General features: G+C 59.4%; 17 protein-coding genes and 1 tRNA gene. 8 read left to right on the plus strand and 10 right to left on the minus strand.

Going from position 1 to position 17,047, the window contains the following annotated elements; all coding sequences use genetic code 11:
* Positions 1-73: 73 nt before the first annotated feature.
* Positions 74-1,057 (minus strand): serine/threonine protein kinase, encoded by a 984-nt coding sequence (locus M3P88_RS10430; protein ID WP_249615986.1) that lies wholly within the window; start codon positions 1,055-1,057, stop codon positions 74-76.
* A 31-nt stretch (positions 1,058-1,088) separates the two neighbouring features.
* Here M3P88_RS10430 and M3P88_RS10435 point away from each other — a divergent pair, with 31 nt between their 5' ends.
* Both M3P88_RS10435 and selA read left to right on the plus strand, forming a co-directional pair.
* Complete coding sequence (locus tag M3P88_RS10435) at positions 1,089-1,415, plus strand: hypothetical protein (RefSeq protein ID WP_249615987.1); 327 nt, start codon at positions 1,089-1,091, stop codon at positions 1,413-1,415.
* Between the two features lie 3 nt (positions 1,416-1,418).
* The gene (selA, locus tag M3P88_RS10440) at positions 1,419-2,813 is read left to right on the plus strand and encodes an L-seryl-tRNA(Sec) selenium transferase (protein ID WP_249615988.1); all 1,395 of its coding nucleotides are present in this window, start codon (positions 1,419-1,421) and stop codon (positions 2,811-2,813) included.
* Positions 2,814-2,893: 80 nt separating this feature from the next.
* Here selA and M3P88_RS10445 read toward each other — a convergent pair whose 3' ends face one another.
* Together M3P88_RS10445 and M3P88_RS10450 are read right to left on the minus strand one after the other, a co-directional pair.
* The gene (locus M3P88_RS10445) at positions 2,894-3,952 is read right to left on the minus strand and encodes a sensor domain-containing diguanylate cyclase (RefSeq protein WP_249615989.1); all 1,059 of its coding nucleotides are present in this window, start codon (positions 3,950-3,952) and stop codon (positions 2,894-2,896) included.
* A gap of 232 nt (positions 3,953-4,184) precedes the next feature.
* Entirely contained in the window at positions 4,185-5,153 is a 969-nt protein-coding gene (locus M3P88_RS10450; protein WP_249615990.1) for a DUF2860 family protein, read from the minus strand.
* A gap of 246 nt (positions 5,154-5,399) precedes the next feature.
* Here M3P88_RS10450 and M3P88_RS10455 point away from each other — a divergent pair, with 246 nt between their 5' ends.
* The 6 genes from M3P88_RS10455 (at position 5,400) to M3P88_RS10480 (ending at position 11,128) form a co-directional block, all read left to right on the plus strand.
* Positions 5,400-6,305: a cation diffusion facilitator family transporter gene (locus tag M3P88_RS10455; RefSeq protein ID WP_249615991.1), complete on the plus strand. Its 906-nt coding sequence runs from the start codon at positions 5,400-5,402 to the stop codon at positions 6,303-6,305.
* Between the two features lie 55 nt (positions 6,306-6,360).
* Positions 6,361-8,220, plus strand: a complete 1,860-nt coding sequence (selB, locus tag M3P88_RS10460; protein WP_249615992.1) for a selenocysteine-specific translation elongation factor — start codon at positions 6,361-6,363, stop codon at positions 8,218-8,220.
* A gap of 47 nt (positions 8,221-8,267) precedes the next feature.
* Positions 8,268-8,362: transfer RNA gene (locus tag M3P88_RS10465), tRNA-Sec, on the plus strand.
* Positions 8,363-8,448: 86 nt separating this feature from the next.
* Positions 8,449-9,192, plus strand: coding sequence for a (Fe-S)-binding protein (locus M3P88_RS10470; RefSeq protein ID WP_249615993.1), 744 nt, complete (start codon positions 8,449-8,451; stop codon positions 9,190-9,192).
* A complete protein-coding gene (locus tag M3P88_RS10475; RefSeq protein WP_249615994.1) occupies positions 9,189-10,568 on the plus strand; it encodes a lactate utilization protein B in 1,380 nt (459 codons plus the stop codon). The genes M3P88_RS10470 and M3P88_RS10475 overlap by 4 nt, the downstream gene beginning before the upstream one ends.
* A complete protein-coding gene (locus tag M3P88_RS10480; RefSeq protein WP_249615995.1) occupies positions 10,565-11,128 on the plus strand; it encodes a LutC/YkgG family protein in 564 nt (187 codons plus the stop codon). Before M3P88_RS10475 ends, M3P88_RS10480 begins: the two co-directional genes overlap by 4 nt.
* 68 nt (positions 11,129-11,196) lie before the next feature.
* Here M3P88_RS10480 and rplI read toward each other — a convergent pair whose 3' ends face one another.
* The 7 genes from rplI to M3P88_RS10515 form a co-directional block, all read right to left on the minus strand.
* The gene (rplI, locus tag M3P88_RS10485; RefSeq protein WP_124735653.1) at positions 11,197-11,646 is read right to left on the minus strand and encodes a 50S ribosomal protein L9; all 450 of its coding nucleotides are present in this window, start codon (positions 11,644-11,646) and stop codon (positions 11,197-11,199) included.
* A gap of 21 nt (positions 11,647-11,667) precedes the next feature.
* The gene (gene rpsR, locus M3P88_RS10490; protein ID WP_124735654.1) at positions 11,668-11,895 is read right to left on the minus strand and encodes a 30S ribosomal protein S18; all 228 of its coding nucleotides are present in this window, start codon (positions 11,893-11,895) and stop codon (positions 11,668-11,670) included.
* Between the two features lie 4 nt (positions 11,896-11,899).
* On the minus strand, positions 11,900-12,199 hold the full coding sequence (gene priB, locus M3P88_RS10495) for a primosomal replication protein N (RefSeq protein ID WP_124735655.1): 300 nt from the start codon (positions 12,197-12,199) through the stop codon (positions 11,900-11,902).
* A gap of 14 nt (positions 12,200-12,213) precedes the next feature.
* On the minus strand, positions 12,214-12,588 hold the full coding sequence (gene rpsF, locus M3P88_RS10500; RefSeq protein ID WP_124735656.1) for a 30S ribosomal protein S6: 375 nt from the start codon (positions 12,586-12,588) through the stop codon (positions 12,214-12,216).
* Positions 12,589-12,706: 118 nt separating this feature from the next.
* Positions 12,707-12,916, minus strand: a complete 210-nt coding sequence (locus tag M3P88_RS10505) for a heavy-metal-associated domain-containing protein (RefSeq protein WP_249615996.1) — start codon at positions 12,914-12,916, stop codon at positions 12,707-12,709.
* Between the two features lie 12 nt (positions 12,917-12,928).
* Positions 12,929-13,675: a 23S rRNA (guanosine(2251)-2'-O)-methyltransferase RlmB gene (gene rlmB / locus M3P88_RS10510; protein WP_160796763.1), complete on the minus strand. Its 747-nt coding sequence runs from the start codon at positions 13,673-13,675 to the stop codon at positions 12,929-12,931.
* A 13-nt stretch (positions 13,676-13,688) separates the two neighbouring features.
* Positions 13,689-16,970, minus strand: coding sequence for a bifunctional diguanylate cyclase/phosphodiesterase (locus M3P88_RS10515; protein WP_249615997.1), 3,282 nt, complete (start codon positions 16,968-16,970; stop codon positions 13,689-13,691).
* Positions 16,971-17,047: the final 77 nt, after the last annotated feature.

The following is a 17,047-nucleotide window of genomic DNA, read 5'->3' on the forward strand; positions in this document are numbered from 1 at the left end:
CCCGGCCACGATGGCTGGGCGGGGCTTGCAAGTAAGCAGCACTACTTTACTGATGCTTCACGGATACGCGCATCTATACCGGCCACAACGGCGGCTCAGACAGCAGTGCCACTTGCTCGCGCAAGGTCAGGATCTGCTCTTCCCAGTAACGCTGGGTATTGAACCAGGAAAATGCAGTATGAAATGCGGGATCATCCACGCGGCGCGCCAGCCACGCCGAGTAATGCAGCAGGCGCAAGGTGCGCAGCGCTTCGATCAGATGCAGCTCGCGGCTGTCGAATTCGCAAAAATCTTCGTAACCGGCCAGCACATCGGCCAGCTGCCGGCTCTGTTCGGTACGCTCGCCCGACAACAACATCCATAGATCCTGCACCGCCGGCGCCATGCGGCTATCGTCCAGATCGACAAAATGCGGGCCGGCATCGGTCCACATCAGGTTGCCGGCGTGACAGTCGCCATGCACGCGAATCAGCGCCACCTTCCCGGCGCGCGCGTATGCAGCCTCTATGCCTTGCAGACATTGCTCGGCCACCGTACGCCACGGCGTCAGCAGTTCGGCCGGCAGCAGGCCGCTCTCCAACAAAAAGCGCACTGGCTCGTGGCCGAAACTGTCCGCATCCAGCGTCGGACGCTCGGCATAGGGCGCAATCGCGCCAACAGCATGGATACGACCAAGAAAACGCCCCAGCCATTCCAGCACCTCGGGGTCTGAGAGCTCCGGCGTGCGCCCGCCACGGCGCTCAAACAAGGCAAAGTCAAAGCCCTGCCACGATAACAGGCTGGCGCCATCAAACAGCAAAGGAGGCACCACCGGCAGTTCGCGCTCGGCCAACTCCAGCGAAAACGCATGCTCTTCCAGCGTTTGCGCCCGGCTCCAGCGCCCGGGACGGTAAAATTTGGCGATCAGGGGTGGGCCATCCTCGATGCCGATCTGGTAGACGCGGTTCTCGTAGCTATTGAGTGCCATCAGGCTGCCGCTGGCGCGCAGGCCGGTGCTCTCGACCGCGTCGAGCAAGAAATCCGGCGTCAGCCGGGAAAACGGGTGCAAGGTATCCATGCGTCGATTATACGCGAGCCCTTACTTAACCATGCGCAAGACTGGACAGCAAGGCGCCGGCACTGCATCCTCGACCCTTTTGCTTCAGACTTCCCTGCCCGACTTCATGCATACGGACACGCCACCTTCCAAGCCCCGCTTCAATCTGGGCAGCTTTATGCGCGCAGGCTGGCGCCTGCTGCAAAGCAAGCCTTTACGCGTACGTGCTGCGCGCCGCCTTGCGACGCGCCCCTTGCCTGAGAAACTGTGGACACTGACGCTGGCGCCGCTGCTCTGGCTGTTTTTTCACGCCGCGCTCGCCTTTTTGATCATTCTTTTCCTGTTGATGCCGGTTTTCTGGCTCATCGACCTGAGCTGACCGATGGATACTCGTACTTTTTACGCAGCCTTGCCCAGCATGGATCGCCTGATCTCCAGCACCGAATGCGCGCCACTGGCCACACGCCACGGCCGCCATGCACTCACCCAGTGTGCGCGCGCCCAACTGGATGCCGCCCGCGCCCATATCGCGGCACATGCCGCCTTGCCCGACTGGGCCAGCTCGCAAGCCAAACTCGCCGCCCGTATCGCAGACAAGCTGGAAGCCCGGCAGCACATGGCGCTACGCCCGGCATTCAACCTGACCGGCACCGTGCTGCATACCAACCTTGGCCGGGCGATTCAAGCCGAGGTGGCGGTAGAGGCGGTCACGGCGGCCATGCGCGGCGCAGTCACACTGGAATACGATCTGGATGGTGCCGGCCGCGGCCACCGCGACACGGCTATCAGTGAATTGCTGCGCGAACTCACCGGAGCCGAAGCGGCTTGTGTCGTCAACAATAATGCATCGGCCGTGCTGATTACCCTGTCTGCGATGGCAGCCGGGCGCGAAGTCATTGTTTCACGCGGCGAACTGGTTGAGATCGGCGGGGCATTTCGCATACCGGATGTGATGCGTCAGGCCGGCTGCCGTCTGCTTGAAGTCGGCGCCACCAACCGCACCCATCTGAGAGACTACGAGAGCGCCATCAGCAACGACAGCGCGCTGTTGATGAAGGTGCACACCAGCAATTACAGCATCGAAGGCTTTAGCAAAAGCGTCAGCGAAGCCGAACTCGCGCCCTTGGCACACGCACGCGGCGTGCCGCTGGTGACCGATCTTGGCGCCGGTGCGCTGATTGATCTGAGCGCTTACGGCCTGCCGGCCGAGCCGATGCCACAAACCATGCTGGCAGCCGGTGCCGATATCGTCACCTTCTCTGGCGACAAACTCTTGGGCGGGCCGCAAGCGGGGCTTATCGTCGGCAAAAAAGCCTGGATAGACCGCATTCAGGCGCACCCGCTCAAGCGTGCGCTACGCTGCGACAAGCTGACGCTGGCGGCACTGGAAGCAACGCTCAGGCTGTATCTGGAACCGGATTTGCTGGCACAAAAGCTGCCTACCCTGCGCCTGCTGACCCGGCCGCAAAGCCAGATGCGCGAACAGGGCGCACGCCTGCTCGCACCACTGCAAGCCATCGCCGGCGCCGGCTTCGAAGTCAAGCTGGAAGACTGCGCCTCCCAGATAGGCAGTGGCTCGTTGCCTATCGACCGCCTGCCAAGCGTCGCGCTGACCTTTAGCCCGCGCGACGGCAAGGGCGGAACGCTATTGGAGCTCGCCAATACCTGGCGCGCACTGCCACAGCCCCTTATCGGCCGTATCAGCGAAGGGCGTTTATGGCTGGATCTGCGCTGTCTGGAGGATGAAGCCGGGTTTATTGCCAACTTCTGCGCTTAAAGCGTCGGCACGTACGCCGCTGTATGTGGCGTAAGGTGCCGGACACCACCGCAAAGAGGCAGCAGCAAACCTTCAAAATGCTACGAATGGAAACGAGCGACATCCACGTGCTGCGACTCGCTCTGCCGGTAACCGTCACGCCCGCCTGCCTTAGCCTGCAACAGCGCCAAGTCGGCGCGATGCAGCAAGGCCTCCAGACTGGCATCGTCAGCCATACGCTCGGCCACACCCACACTGATCGAGCAAGGAATATGCTCACCCTGCCACATAAACGCGTGCGAACGAACCGCTTCGCACACCTGCCGGGCAAACCAGCAAGCCTTGGCAAGCTGCTGTTGGGGCAAAACAACAGCAAACTCCTCACCGCCGCAACGTCCAACAAGATTGGTGCGGCCAAACACCGTTTGCAAGCGCGCCCCAACCAGGCGCAGCACCCCATCCCCTGCGGCATGCCCCCAGCGATCATTAATGCGCTTGAAGTGGTCGATATCAAGCATCAGTACCGATAGCGGCATATCTTGCTCAAGCGCCAGGCGGAATGCATCCTGCCCCTGCTCGAAGAAGTGCGCGCGCGCAAAGACGCCGGTTAGCGCGTCATACATCGCGATCTGGCGCAGGCGGGCATTGACGGCCTCCAGTTCGGCGGTACGTAACGCCACCCTTTGCTCCAGTTCTTCGTTGGCAAGACGCAACACATTCTCGGCCTGATGCAAGGCGGTCACATCGCGGCTAATACCAAGAATGAACTCAACCCGCCCATCGGCACCGTGGGCCGGCACCAGCAAGGTCATCCAGTAGTACACCGCATCACTACCCTCGATCGCACCACTTTCCTCATAGGTTAGCGCCCTGCCGCTTGCCACGCATTGCCGGTAGCGCTCAAGCACGGTCTCGCGATAAGGGCCTGCCACAAGTTCACGCACCCTCCTCCCCTGCGTTTGCGCCGCAGGCAGGCCGATAAACGCCTGCTGGGCAGGATTGCAGTCCGCAAGCCAAAACTCGCCATCCCTGTCGCAGGCAATCAGAAAAACATTGTCCGGGAACTCCTGCCACAGGCTCTCGAACGCGGGAAAGCGGCGGCGCAGAATCCGGATCCAGCCGCTAGACATCGCAGGGGTTGAAAAGGCTGAAGGCGACACGGTCGCTCCAATATGCCAAAAAATGCATTTTGCCACCTTTCAATGCCATTTGAGTGAAACTTTAAGATGAAAACTAAAGAACAGCACGGTGACAATTAAAATTTTGAGCACTACCAAATTCGAAGACTGGCCTGCGAGTACATCCCTTCCGCTCAGGTGGTGGGTATCCGGATCGTGGTCGTAAAAAAACCGGAGCTCATCGCTCCGGTTTTTTGGCTAAACGCATACACGCTCAGAACGTGTACATCACACCGGCGCCCAGACGCTTAACTTCGGCATCGTAGAAGTCGATGTCGGAGTCGGACTTGCCATAGGCGACGTTCACAAAGCCGCTGACATTCTTGTAACCGAACAACTGATGACGCATCAGATTGGATGCGATCACAAAATCTTGAGCATCGGCCTTCTTGAAACCAAACAGTGGGTTGCCGGCATCGTACTTCTGCTCACCCAGATACAGGTTGGCAGTCAGGGTATACAGGCCGCTACGGTAGCCGTAGTCGAGCTTGAAGCCGGTGGAGTCGTTGCTCATCGCCTTGCCGTCCATGTCGTGCTGGCCGATGACCACACCCGGGGCCAGGAAGTGGCCCGGCGCGAATTCCCAGTCGTAGGACAGGTTGAAACGAGTGGTGTTGCCGTTACGGTCCAGCAAGGCATAGCCACTCTTCTCGTCGTCCAGCTCGACCTTGCGGCGGGTAACGTCGGCGCTGAAATTGCTACCCATAATGCCTTCCCAACCCAAACGCACGCCGCTGGACTTGCGCTTGGTTTCTTCGCGCTCGGTACCCAGTGCATACGGGTTGGCCCATACGTCCTTGCTGCCGAAACCGCTGAACACCAGACCGGCAGACACAATACCGTTGTCGCCGATTTCCTGACGCACACCCAGCTGCTGGGTGAAGTCCAGACGCAGCGCGTCGTGCACCTGGTTGCCCAATACGAACTGGGTGCGGCTGTCGGCCAGGGTGTAGCGCAAGTCCAGCATCAGCAGCGGGTCGGTTTCGCCGTGGCTCTCTGGCGCAGCAAAGTTATTGATGCGGCCGTTGTCGTCACCCTTATACATATTGGAAGCGACTTCACCGCTCGCCACGCCGATACTGAGCGCACCAGAGAAACCATTGGTGGTCGGAATCGGGTTGATGGCAGCCGAAGCGGCGCCGGTCAGCAGCAGCGCGGCCGAAGCCAGTGCGATTTTTTTCATCTTGTGTCCCTATTTACGCAAAAATCGCTCTGCCAGCTCTCTGACAGAGGATTAAAATCAAGTTCTTGTTCCGTCCACTCATGAAAGACGGTAAAGGTTTATCTAATTGTCGCATGAAGATATCAAGCAATACCTAATCGTGTGCATTAGTTCACACCATGGCATCAATCTTTCCTGGCGCTCTTAAGCCAAAATTAACCATCCAATGGCATCATTGAGCCATTTAAATTAAACAAAAGCATACTTATGCCCCAAGACAAACGCCTGCCGGATCACGATAAAGTCGACGAACTGGCACGCTACGCCGCCGCCAAGAAAAGTACGCTGGTCAGCATCGTCATCAACCTGATCCTGACCGTGCTGCAAATCGTCGTCGGCATCTTTGCCCGTTCGCAAGCGTTGGTGGCAGACGGCATCCATTCGCTATCCGACCTTCTGGCCGATTTTGTCGTGCTGTTTGCCAGTCACCACGGACGTAAGGGGCCGGATGACGATCATCATTACGGCCACCAGCGCTATGAAAATGCCGCTTCCCTGGTGCTGGGCCTGCTGTTGCTGGTGGTCGGTATCGGCATGCTGTTTTCCGCTGCGTCCAAATTCAACGATCCGGCATCCATTGCCCAAGTGCACGCCATCGCACTATGGGTCGCGGTGTTTACCTTATTCTGCAAGGAAGGCCTGTTCCGCTACATGCTGAATATTGCCAAGCGTGTGCGCTCGACCATGCTGGTGGCCAATGCCTGGCATGCGCGCTCGGATGCGGCCTCGTCGCTGGTGGTAGCGCTGGGCATCGTCGGCAACCTGATGGGCTACCCGCTGCTGGACCCCGCCGCCGCGCTGATTGTCGGCCTGATGATCTGCAAGACCGGCGGCCAGTTCGCCTGGGAGGCGCTATCCGATCTGATGGATAAGGCCGCCGATGAAGAAGAAATCGCAAAAATACGCGCCACCTTGCTCGCAACCCCCGGCATTACCGGCTTGCACGACCTGAGAACACGCAAGATGGGCGATATGATCATGGTGGATGTGCATCTAGAAGTCGACGGCCGGCTGAATGTGCGCGAAGGGCACAATATCGCACTGCAGGCGCGCGCCAGCGTAATGGCGGAACATCCGGTGTTGAATGTGATGACCCACGTCGATCCGGTCTAGCCTAAACAGCACTCACCCTCTACCATGGGCGGCTTTGCAACAAGGAAAGCCGCCCATGATCATCGCTACCGCCGGTCACGTTGACCATGGTAAGACTTCGCTATTGCATGCCTTAACCGGCACGAATGCCGACCGTCTGCCTGAAGAGCAGCGTCGCGGCATGACGCTGGATCTGGGCTACGCCTTTCTTGAGCACGCCAATGGTACACGCATCGGTTTTATCGATGTGCCCGGCCACGAGCGCTTCCTGTCCAATATGCTGGCCGGCGTTGGCGGCCTGGATCACGCGCTACTGGTCGTCGCCTGCGACGACGGGGTGATGGCGCAAACGCGCGAACACCTCGCCATCTTGCGCCTGGCCGGCGTGCCCGCGCTCACGGTAGCCTTAAGCAAAAGCGATCTGGCCACGCCGGCACGCCTTGCTGCACTGCAAGCCGAGATCGAAGCGCTATGCGCAGCCCACCAACTCCCCCTTGCCGCCGTACTGCCGGTATCCAGCCATCGCGGCACCGGAATCGATGCCTTGCGCAGCCATCTGGCCAGCTTAACACCCGCGGCACATCGACCGCAGCAGCGCTTTCGTCTGGCGATAGACCGCGCTTTTACCATCAAGGGCAGCGGTCTGGTCGTCAGTGGCACGGCTTTATCCGGCAGCGTGAATGTCGGCGACACCCTTTACCTGAGTTCAGATAAGCGCCGTGTACGCGTGCGCGCCCTGCATACGCAAGGACAAGCCGGCGATACGGCCAGCGCCGGCGAACGCATCGCACTGAATCTGGCCGGCGACATCAGCAAAGACGACATCCGCCGTGGCGACTGGCTATTTAGCCAGGAAGGCCGCAGCAGCGCGCGCATCAGCGTACAGCTTGAGCTGCTGCCGGACAGCCCACCGCTTAAACACTGGCAGGCGGTCCATATCCATCACGGTGCACGCCATACCACCGGCCACCTGGCGCTATTAGGCGACGACAGCTTCGCCCCTTGCGCCGAACTGGCGCTGGATGTGCCGCTTTATCTGGCCGACAACGACAGGCTGATTGTGCGCGATGCCAGCGCCCGCCATACGCTGGCCGGCGCACGCGTACTGGAGCTATCCCCGCCCAGCCGCGCCAAGCGCAGCGCGGCGCGACTGGCACAATTGACCGCGCTCTCACAGAGCGGGTCGGATGACAAGCGCTGCCTGCAAGTGCTGGCCGCAGCCGGGCGCGTCGATCTGGATGCCTTTGCATGGGCGCGCCAGCGTAGCGATGACGCCAGAGTCCTGGTCGGGCAATTGCAACTGGTCACGATAGGTGCGCTCGCCTATTCGGCCGACTACTGGCAAAGCCTTAAGCACACGCTGTTGCAACGTCTGGCTGAACTGCATCTGGCCCAGCCCGACCAGATGGGCGCGGCGCGCTCGCGCCTCAAGCGCCTGGCGCTCCCCAGCGAAGACACGGCCACGGTGATGCATGCCATCGATCAGCTGCTGCAAGCCGGGCTGATGTGTGAAACCCGCGGCTGGCTACACCTGCCGCAGCACAGTCTGGCCTTCACGCCGGCAGAAGACGCGCTATGGCAGCGCCTTGCCATGCATCTAGCCAGCGACGATGCACGCTGGGTGCGCGATCTGGCGCAAGACGCCGGCAGCGACGAAGACAGCGTCCGCCCCCTGCTGAAAAAAGCCGCGCGTCTGGGGCATGTGATCGCCATCGTGCCCGACCGCTATTATCCGAGCACACGCATGCACGAGATGGCCCGGATCGTACGTCAACTGGTTGCCGAACACGGCTTTGCCGACGCCGCCTCGTTTCGCAACCGGATCGGTGCCGGGCGCAAGCTCTCGATCCAGATTCTGGAATTTTTCGATAAAAGCGGCCTGACCCGGCGTCAGGGCGACCGCCATCTGCTACGCGATGGCACGCAATTTGGTTAAGCCTATTCGACGCCTGCGCCAGGCTCGCTTATAATCGCCCTCCTTGCGGAAGATCAACATTCCCGGTGGAATGGCCGGTCTTCAAAACCGGAGGGGGCCGCCAGCGGTCCCGGGCAGGTTCGACTCCTGTGATCTTCCGCCATCGCCGTTTGCCATAGGGTCAAACCCGATAGCAAAAATCCGGCCGCTACGCTTTAATTCGCCCATGCCCACATGCAGTGCGAATCCATGAAAATCGGTCTGTTTATTCCTTGTCACGTCAACGCGCTGACGCCGCATATTGCCATTGCCACGCTGGAACTGCTGGAAGCCTACGGTCTGGATGTCGACTATCCGCTGGCGCAAACCTGCTGTGGCCAGCCGCTGTTCAATAATGGCGACCTTAAGGGGGGGGCGGCAGCGGCACAACGCTTCAGCCAGCTGTTTGCCGGCTACGACTATGTCGTATCCCCCTCAAGCAGTTGCGTCAGCCACACCGCCTGCCATTACCCGCCGCACACACCCGGCTATGCGACTTTGCAGCCGCGCATCTATGAGATCGTCGAATTCCTGCAGGACGTACTCAAGGTAAGCGCGCTACCCAAGCCGGTCTATTTCCCGCACAAGGTTTCCATCCACCAGAGCTGCCATGGCCTGCGGCAACGCGAGCATGCTACCGCCTCCGAACTGATGCTGCCCTACCAGTCACGGCTGGAGCGCATTCTGGCACTGGTCGACGGCATCACCCTCACCCAGCCTGAGCGGCGTGACGAGTGCTGCGGCTTTGGCGGCACATTCTGCGTGGATGAGGCGGATGTCTCGGTCGCCATGGGCCAGGACCGCATTGCCGGCCATGCCGCGACCGGCGCCGAGTTTATCGTGGGGGCCGAAGCGTCGTGCCTGATGCATATGGGCGGCATCCTGCGCCACCAGCACGGCACGCTGCGCACCTTGCACATTGTCGAAATCCTGAACGGAAAGGCCGCGGCATGAAAGACGATAGCGTCAACCACGCCCGCGCCGCACACGACTTTTTACAAGACCGTGCCCACGCCAGCTGGCACGACTCGGCCATCTGGTGGGTCAGGCACAAGCGCGATGTACAGGCGGCACAGCTGCCGGAGTGGGAGGGCTTGCGCGAACTGGCGCGCCAGATCAAGGCGCATACACTGTCGCATCTGGATGTGTATCTGCAGGAATTCGAGGCCAAGGCCCGCGCCAATGGCGTAACGGTACACTGGGCGGCAGACGCGGCAGAACACAACCGCATCGTGCACGGTATTCTGGCTGCGCATGCAGTCAAAAAACTGGTCAAGTCCAAGTCCATGCTGACCGAGGAGTGCGGACTCAACCCCTATCTGGAAACGCGCGGCATCGAGGTGATAGACACCGATCTGGGCGAGCGCATCGTGCAACTCAGGCATGAGGCGCCCAGCCATATCGTGATGCCGGCCATCCATCTGAAAAAAGAGCAGATTGGCGAGCTGTTCCAGCGCGAGCTGGGCACCGAAGCCGGCAATAACGATCCTACCTATCTCACCCACGCCGCACGCGCCAATTTGCGCGAACACTTTCTCAGTGCCGATGCAGGGCTGACCGGCGTCAATTTCGCCATCGCCGAAACCGGCGCGATCGTGGTGTGCACCAATGAAGGCAATGCCGACCTGGGCGTCGCCCTGCCGCCGCTGCATATCGCCAGCATGGGACTGGAAAAAGTCATTCCCAGGCTCGAACATCTGTCCGTGTTTACCCGGCTCTTGGCACGCTCGGCCATTGGCTCGCCCACCACCACCTATACCTCGCACTTCGAGCGCGCCCGTCCCGGCGGCCAGATGCATATCGTAATCGTCGACAACGGCAGAAGCGACATTCTTGGCCGCGCCGATTTTTACGAATCGCTGCGTTGCATACGCTGCGGCGCCTGCATGAATACCTGCCCGGTGTACCGCAGAAGCTCGGGCTTTAGCTACAGCTACATCATTCCCGGGCCGATAGGCTCGACGCTGGGCCCCAGTCGCGACATCAAAAAGCACGCCAGCATGGCTTTTGCCTGCACCACCTGCGGCTCGTGCAACAATGTGTGCCCGGTCAAAATTCCGCTGGCCGACCAGCTGGTCGCACAGCGCGCCCGCGCCTTTGACGCCGGCGCCATGGGCAAGGGCAAAAAGGGCGGCGTACTGGCACTGCGCACCTTGCTTGGCCACCCCAAGCTGTTTGATCTGGCCGGTGGTGCCATGCGCAAAATCGTCCCCATCCTGCCCGAACGCCTCAATAGTGCCATCCCTTACAGCCGCCCCGGACGCGAATTACCTCAAATGCCGGCGCAAAGCTTTAAGCAGTGGTGGCAGCAGAACAGGAAAAAACCATGAGCCGCGATGCCATCCTGGCGCGGATACGCGCCGCCCGCCCGCCAGAGAGCGCCCTGCCCGACATTCATGCGCTGCCTTTCGTGCACTACGACGACCGCTATGCGGCCTTTGCCGGCCTGATCGCCAACCTAGGCGGGCAGGCGCTGCAACTGGCAGAAAACCAAACGGTCAGGCAGGCCGTCGCGGCGCACTTCCCCAATCACGGCCGTCTGGTCGATTTAACGCAAGCCGGACACGAGGAAGCCGATAGCCCGCACGCCTGGCATGATGTCGATGTCGCAATCGTCCCCGGCCAGCTCGCGGTTGCCGAGAATGCCGCGGTCTGGGTCAGTACGCCCCACAACCGCTACCGTTCGCTGTATTTTCTGACGCAAAAGCTGGTGCTGGTCGTGCCGCGCCCGCAGTTGGTCGACACCATGCGCGACGCTTACCGCCGCATCAGGATCGAAGAGCATGGCTTTGGCTGCTTTATCTCCGGCTCCTCACGCACGGCAGATATCGAGCAAAGCCTGGTGATGGGTGCACACGGCGCCATGGCGGCACTGGTGGTGTTTGTCTAGCGAGAGGCAAGACGCAAAAAAGCCGGCTCGCCTGAGCCGGCTTTTTTCGTGCTAACGAGGCCTAAGAATTAGGCTTCGGCTACCACGGTGATCACAACGTTCACGACTACGTCGTGATGCAGTGCGATTTCCAGATCGTATTCGCCGATAGCCTTCAGCTGGCCATTAGGCATACGCACTTCGGAACGGATCACAGCCACGCCGGAAGCGGTGATGGCTTCGGCGATGTCGGCGTTGGTCACGGAACCGAACAGACGGCCATCCACACCCGCCTTCTGGGCGATGGTGATGTTGGCGCCTTCCAGCTTCTCGCCACGAACCTTGGCATCGGCCAGGATCTCGGCTTGCTTGGCTTCCAGTTCGGCGCGGCGGGCTTCAAAAGCTGCCAGGTTGGCGGCGTTTGCACGCTTGGCCTTGCCTTGTGGTACCAGGAAGTTACGTGCGTAGCCGTCTTTAACGGTTACAACATCACCCAGGTTACCCAGGTTAGCGACTTTCTCGAGGAGAATGATTTGCATTGTTTATCCTTTCTTCTCGGTTTAGTGCTGGTCGGTGTAAGGCAGGAAAGCCAGGAAACGAGCGCGCTTAACAGCGGTCGTCAGCTGACGCTGATAGCGTGCCTTGGTGCCGGTGATACGGGCTGGGATGATCTTGCCGTTTTCAGCAATGAAATCCTTCAGCAGGTCGGTTGCTTTGTAATCGACATGCTTGATGCCTTCTGCCGTAAAGCGGCAGAACTTCTTGCGCTTGAAGAGTTGACGAGCCATTTTGTTAACCTTTTACAAATTCTGCGGATTCGATATGTAGCACTAACCGGGGGTTGCGCAAGCTGCGCTGGCAAAGAAAACCGCTGACGGTCAACTCCTGCCCGGCCACGCGTCCGGCCAAGGCCCGACACGCTTCGCCCACCATGACGGACTGGATTTCACAGATCACATCACGCTCGGCCCCCGCTTCGGTCTGCCGTGATTGGTGTCTGAGCCACATTTCCAGCACCGGCACGCCGGCGGGGGTGTATCTCAGTACATCTTCACGTTCAACCGTCGCAGTCAGTACCAGTCTGTTCTGCAAGGTGTTACCTGAAATCAGGCAGCAACCTCGGCTTCAGCAGCCGGCTGGGTTTCCAGCAGGCTCTTGGCCTTTTCATCCTTCATCATCGGGGACGCTTCGGTGATCGCGCTGTCCATCTTGATAGTCAGGTGACGCAGAACGGCATCGTTGAATTTGAAGGCGTGCTCGATTTCAGCCAGGGTTTCAACCTTGCACTCTACGTTCATCAGAACGTAGTGAGCTTTGTGAACTTTCTGGATTGGGTAAGCCAGTTGACGACGACCCCAGTCTTCCAGACGGTGGATCAGGCCTTCGGCGCCCAGGACCATGCCCTTGTAGCGTTCGATCATGGCCGGAACCTGCTCGCTCTGGTCCGGGTGGACGATGAACACGATTTCGTAATGACGCATGTAAACTCCTTGTGGCTGTGAAGCCTTTCGCCATGCGATAGCAAAAGGCAAGGGTTAAAGCCGGCGGATTGTACGCATTTCTGCCGCACATGGCAAATGCACAACCGCCGCTTATGGATCAGGCTACAACTTCAAAACCGGCGTCGGCAATGGCGTCGACAACTTCTTCACGCGAAGGCAGCGCGCCGTCGTACTCGACTTCGACCCGGCCGCTGGACAAATCAACCGTCACGCCATGCACGCCATCGAGCGCTTCGACCGCACGGGTCACCCCGGCGACACAACCGCCACAGCTCATGCCGGCAACCTGCAGAACCAGTTTTTGCATCTTGCGACTCCTTTATTTGCCGGCCAGTACGCGCTGGCGACGGCTTTCGGACAATACCATGCCGGAGGAGACCGACACGTTCAGGCTTTCAACCGTACCGAACATCGGGATGGACACCAGCACATCGCACAGATCGCGCGTCAGGCGGCGCATGCCCTCGCCCTCATTCCCCATCACCCAGGCCAGTGGACCGGATGCATCGAAATGGTAAAGGTCGGTTTCGGTTTCCATGGTGGTGCCGGCTATCCATACGCCCATATCCTTCAGGTCGCGGATGGTGCGCGCCAGATTGGTGACGGTGATATAAGGCACCACTTCGGCCGCGCCACAGGCGACTTTGCTGACGGTCGCGTTAATGCCGGCCGAGCGGTCTTTGGGGGCAATCACCGCATGCACCCCCATGGCGTCGGCGACGCGCAGGCAGGCACCGAGATTGTGCGGGTCAGTCACGCCATCGAGGATCAGCAAGAGCGGCGGCTCGCTGATATGGTCCAGCACATCGTCCAGATCGACATAATTGCGGCTGGCATCGATCACGGCCGCCACGCCCTGATGACGGGCATTGCCGGTCATGCTGTCCATGCGCGCCTTGTCAACAATGTGCAGCTTGACGTTTTCGGCGCCCGCCTTGTCCAAAACCTCTTTGGTACGCGCATCCTGACGGCCGCCGGCCACATAAATTTCAATCAGGCTTTTCGGGTTCTGCCACAGGCGGGCATTCACCGCGTGAAAGCCATGGATAAGTTTGCGGTTGCTCACCTGATGTCACTCCCTACAAAACGGCGCATTCTACTCCGGCTCGCGCCCTGACCGCCACGGCATGGCGTGAAAAAAACGCCTCCAGCTCGGCAACCGGCAGCGGCCGGCTGTAATAATAGCCCTGCAGGATATTGCAGCCATTACTGCACAAAAAGTCTCCTTGCTCGGCCGTTTCTACGCCTTCGGCGATCACGGTATAACGCAGCTTGCGCGCCATGGCGATAATGGCTTGGGCAATGGCGCCACTGTCTTCATCTCCCGGCAAACCTTCGACAAAAGAACGGTCTATTTTCAGGTAGTCCAGCGGGAAACGCTTCAGCATGGACAAGGAAGAATAACCGGTGCCAAAGTCATCAATCGACAGTTTTACACCCAGCATTTTGAGCTGATTCAGAATACGGACTGCCTCTTCCGGCCTTTGCATCAGCATACTCTCGGTGATTTCCAGCTCCAGACGTTCCGCATCGATAGCCGCAGCCTCCAGCGCCGCATCCACCACGGCTAACAAATCCGCCTGTTCCAGCTGACGCGGCGACAAATTCACCGCCACCCGCGGCACCACCTGCCCGGCCTCATCCCAGCGCGCCAGCTGGCGGCACGCCTCTTGCAACACCCAGGCACCGATCGGCTTGATCAGGCCGGTCTCCTCGGCCAGAGGAATAAAGCGGGCCGGCGACACCAGCCCGAGCTGCGGATGACGCCAGCGGATCAGCGTTTCAACACCGACCAGTTGCAGGGTATTGCTATCCACCTGCGGCTGGTAGTGCAGCTCGAATTCGTTCTTTTCCAGCGCTTGGCGCAAGGCATTTTCCAGCAATAAGCGCTCAACCGACTGCGTATTCATATCCGCATCGAAGAACTGCCAGGCATTCTTGCCGCGCTCTTTGGCACGATGCATGGCGGCATCGGCATTTTTCAGCAAGGTATGCGCATCCTTGCCGTCATGCGGATACAGGCTGATACCGATACTGCCGGTCACAAACAACACCTGTCCCTCGACCTGCAAAGGTTTGGCCAGCTCGGCTTGCACTTCTTCCGCAATCCGGCCCAACTGCTCCAGGCCCTCATACTCCTCGACGATCAGGGTGAACTCATCGCCGCCCAAACGCGCGACCATGCCATAACGTCCGGACACATAGGTCAGACGACGGGAGATCTCGCACAAGATATCGTCACCCGTGCGATGGCCAAATGAATCATTAATCAGCTTGAAGCGGTCAATATCGATAAACATCAGCGCCAGACGGAAGCCGTCATCGCCGCCCCCGCCGAGCGCAGTATCCAGATGACCGATCAGGTGCGAGCGATTGGGCAAGGTCGTCAGCGGGTCGTGATTAGCCAAAAAGTGCAGGCGCTCTTCAGCCTGCTTGCGCTCGGTAATATCGGCAAAAACGCCTACATAATTAAGCATCCCGCCATCACTATCTTGCACGACCGAAATGGTCAGTTCGGCCGGATACCATTCGCCATTCTTGCGGCGATCATACATTTCGCCCTGCCAGTGTCCGCTGCGCGCCAAGTCTTCACGCAAACCGCCATTGACATCCAGATCACGCAGCATGCGCGAGCAGCGCCCCACCGCCTCCTGCCGGCTGTAGCCGGTTATGCGGCTGAACGCCTCGTTGACGGTAACAATCGTACCGTTGGCATCTGCAATCAGGATGCCTTCCGCCGAGTTTTCGAACACCTTGGCCGCCAGACGCAGTTCGCCTTGCGCCGCGACACGATCGGTCACATTGATCGCCACGCCGATAAAGGCCATGCGGCCACCATATTCGATCAGCCGGCTATGAACCTCTATATCGATGGCGGATCCGTTTTTATGCTTCAAACGGGTTGGAAAACACAAAATTTCCAGATTGGCCTGCTGTCGCTGAATAATCTGCTGGTTAATGCGCTCAACTTCATCCTCGACCAGCATCGAGTCAAGCGGCACGTTCTGCAACTCATCGACGCTGTACCCTCCCATCTGGGCCAGCGTCGGATTCAAATAGATCAGCAAACCATCTTGCTGGATAAAAATACCCACCAGCGACTGCTCAACAACGGCACGGTACTTCTCCATACTCTCGCGCTTCTGCTTCTCCTCCTGATAACGCAAGCTGATATCCGACCCTATGGTGCCGATCCCGGCCGGATGGCCATGACTATCAAACAATGGGAACTGGCTCACCAGCAAGGTTAACTCCTGCCCGCCCACCAGCATGGTCGCCTCGGCCTCGCACGGAGCCAGGCTAGCCAGCACCTGCTCACCTAGCGCATTAAGCTTATCGGCCTGCTCGGGGGGAAACAGCTCTTCCGGCGTCTTGCCTACCATCAACTCGGGGCTGGAGCCGACCAGATATGCGCAGGCCTTGTTAACCATCAGGTAACGACCCTGCATATCCTTGAACGCAATAATATTGGGACTTTGATCGATCAGTGTTCCGACACGGGAACGGAAATCCTTGAGCGCTTTTTCTTTCAGACGCCGCCCCTCCAAAGCCACCGTTAAGGCCAAGGCTGAGGCGAAACACAACATCTGCATAAGCAAAATCGAGAGCGTACGGAACTGCGGCGCGAACGAGGAAATAAAACCGGCACCGTTCGCAAGGGGCAAGACACAAGCCAATAAGCCGACAACAGCAGGGCCAGCGATACCAAAACGGCTGCCGGCCCACAAAAACAGCGGAAAATACAGCAGCTCCACCGGGAAAAATACGGCATGCGCCGTATTGAAAAAACTCCAGAGTACTAACTGCACCCCCACAATCAACATCAGGTCCAACAAGGATCGCACACTGGGAAGACGCTGATAGGCAAAGCTGGCCAGCATGGCGATCACCAGCGCAGCCTGCCCCCATTGCAACAAGCCATTAAGCAACCATGCCTGATGAAATCCATCACGCCACCCTGCCAATGCAAACATGGGCAAAACAGCCGACAAGGCGGGAAGCAAGGCCAGGCTAAACACCAGCGGCAACAACTCGTCAGCAGAACCCAAGGCATAATGGCGCAGCCGCAAGACAAGCTGCAGGCTCGCCATGACAAGTAGCAAGGAGCTACACCACAGCAGCGCATCGGCCAGCGGCAAACGCCATAACGACAACAAGGGCAGCGCGCCCAGACACCAGTAGACCCCTAAGCCGCGCCCGGGCCTATCCTGCTGCCGGACAAGCAATAGGTACACAATGACACCATGCACCAGCCACTGCGCAGCACCTGCGGCAAGCCCGGCCCCACCCTGCCACAAGCCGCTCAAAGCCAGTAAGGCCGCGGCACCGATTCCGGCATTCAGCTTGAAACGTGCACCCACACACACCCCTTTATTATTTTTGCGTCTTCCCCAGCAGAGGCCCATATGCAGCTGCCCCTTTGACATATCAGGCTTAT

Source organism: Craterilacuibacter sp. RT1T (assembly GCF_023502145.1).
Taxonomy (GTDB): domain Bacteria; phylum Pseudomonadota; class Gammaproteobacteria; order Burkholderiales; family Chromobacteriaceae; genus Craterilacuibacter.

Excerpts from the sequence above, each read along its gene's own strand:
- M3P88_RS10430 (WP_249615986.1), bottom strand. The coding sequence starts at position 1,057 with ATGGATACCTTGCACCCGTTTTCCCGGCTGACGCCGGATTTCTTGCTC.
- M3P88_RS10435 (WP_249615987.1), top strand. The coding sequence starts at position 1,089 with ATGCGCAAGACTGGACAGCAAGGCGCCGGCACTGCATCCTCGACCCTT.
- selA (WP_249615988.1), top strand. The coding sequence starts at position 1,419 with ATGGATACTCGTACTTTTTACGCAGCCTTGCCCAGCATGGATCGCCTG.
- M3P88_RS10450 (WP_249615990.1), bottom strand. The coding sequence starts at position 5,153 with ATGAAAAAAATCGCACTGGCTTCGGCCGCGCTGCTGCTGACCGGCGCC.
- M3P88_RS10455 (WP_249615991.1), top strand. The coding sequence starts at position 5,400 with ATGCCCCAAGACAAACGCCTGCCGGATCACGATAAAGTCGACGAACTG.
- selB (WP_249615992.1), top strand. The coding sequence starts at position 6,361 with ATGATCATCGCTACCGCCGGTCACGTTGACCATGGTAAGACTTCGCTA.
- M3P88_RS10470 (WP_249615993.1), top strand. The coding sequence starts at position 8,449 with ATGAAAATCGGTCTGTTTATTCCTTGTCACGTCAACGCGCTGACGCCG.
- M3P88_RS10475 (WP_249615994.1), top strand. The coding sequence starts at position 9,189 with ATGAAAGACGATAGCGTCAACCACGCCCGCGCCGCACACGACTTTTTA.
- M3P88_RS10480 (WP_249615995.1), top strand. The coding sequence starts at position 10,565 with ATGAGCCGCGATGCCATCCTGGCGCGGATACGCGCCGCCCGCCCGCCA.
- rplI (WP_124735653.1), bottom strand. The coding sequence starts at position 11,646 with ATGCAAATCATTCTCCTCGAGAAAGTCGCTAACCTGGGTAACCTGGGT.
- rpsR (WP_124735654.1), bottom strand. The coding sequence starts at position 11,895 with ATGGCTCGTCAACTCTTCAAGCGCAAGAAGTTCTGCCGCTTTACGGCA.
- rpsF (WP_124735656.1), bottom strand. The coding sequence starts at position 12,588 with ATGCGTCATTACGAAATCGTGTTCATCGTCCACCCGGACCAGAGCGAG.
- M3P88_RS10505 (WP_249615996.1), bottom strand. The coding sequence starts at position 12,916 with ATGCAAAAACTGGTTCTGCAGGTTGCCGGCATGAGCTGTGGCGGTTGT.